Source organism: Acetobacter sp. DsW_063, assembly GCF_002153745.1.
Taxonomy (GTDB): Bacteria; Pseudomonadota; Alphaproteobacteria; order Acetobacterales; family Acetobacteraceae; genus Acetobacter.
Genome location: NZ_JOPL01000166.1, coordinates 1 through 1,076, shown reverse-complemented (window position 1 = coordinate 1,076; position 1,076 = coordinate 1). Strand labels below are relative to the sequence as shown.

Here is a 1,076-nt window from a genome sequence, read left to right as displayed (position 1 = left end):
ATCACAGAGCCGGTTTCAAAACCAGGGGGTTTTTCGAACACTCCAGGTAAATGTCATTATCAAAATTGAAAATACGGCAAAAAAAATCATATACTATATAAAAGTATAACGCCGACGACGGAGGTGAGTAGACGATGAAGAAAAGGCAAAGATGGAGCACGATTCCAGGTTGCTCGCTCGAAGCTGCCCTGAACGTAATAGGCGGTCGGTGGAAGGGGGTTTTCCTTTTTCATCTTCTTGATAGAAAAATGCGCTTCAACGAGCTCAGCCGTTTGGCGAAGGGCGCGTCGCCCAGGCTCGTCGTCAATCAGCTGCGAGAACTTGAACATGACGGCCTTATTTGTCGTGAGGTTTTCCCTGTGGTGCCGCCAAAGGTTGAATACTCACTGACTGATGAGGAGCGCAGCCTCGAACCTATTCTGATTAGCCTGAGCGACTGGGGTTACGCTTGGATCGAAAGACACCCGTTTCAGAAACCTCACCTCGTCACTGACTCTCCGGGTCCCATATCGCCTCCAGAAGCGCCTCGAACCCCATGACCACTGCGTCTCGACAGGATCCGAACTCACGCTCTACATCCAGAACGCCGCCCCGGATGACTTCTTCCGAGAGGCGCAGCTCCGGGAAAGGCGTTATGGCGCGCATCTTCAAACCTTCAGCGACCTGAAGCAATTGCGCACCACATTTTCCGCCCCCGTGCCCTCCATAAGTGACGGCAAGCATCGGCTTGCCACGCCATTCGTTATAGCAATGGTCGATCGCGTTTTTCAGCGCCGCCGGATAGCCCCAGTTATACTGAGGCGTAACGAACACGCATGCTGACGCATTAGCGACTTTTTGAGACCAGGCCAGTGAGTGTTCCTGGACGTAGTCACCCAGCGCAGGAATGAACAGTTCGTCATCCATGGGCAGATGCCAGTCGCGCAGATCGACAAGCTCGACCTCCGCGCCAGTCGCAACTCGCCCGATCGTCGCGATCCATTCCGCGATCTCCGGGCAGCGCCTTCCAGACCGCACGCTTCCCATGATTAGGGCGTGTCGTCAGTTAATTTTGATGATGGCGGAGACGAGTTGGA

2 protein-coding genes are annotated in these 1,076 nt (G+C 54.0%); one reads left to right on the top strand and one right to left on the bottom strand.

The features are described from left to right. The first annotated feature begins 134 nt into the window (after nucleotides 1-134). Nucleotides 135-539, top strand: a complete 405-nt coding sequence (locus tag HK28_RS13585) for a helix-turn-helix domain-containing protein (protein WP_086645058.1) — start codon at nucleotides 135-137, stop codon at nucleotides 537-539. On the opposite strand, the gene HK28_RS13580 is transcribed toward HK28_RS13585, so the two are convergent. Further along, nucleotides 487-1,026, bottom strand: a complete 540-nt coding sequence (locus tag HK28_RS13580) for an NADPH-dependent FMN reductase (RefSeq protein ID WP_086645057.1) — start codon at nucleotides 1,024-1,026, stop codon at nucleotides 487-489. The genes HK28_RS13585 and HK28_RS13580 overlap by 53 nt on opposite strands. Between the last annotated feature and the right edge of the window lie 50 nt (nucleotides 1,027-1,076).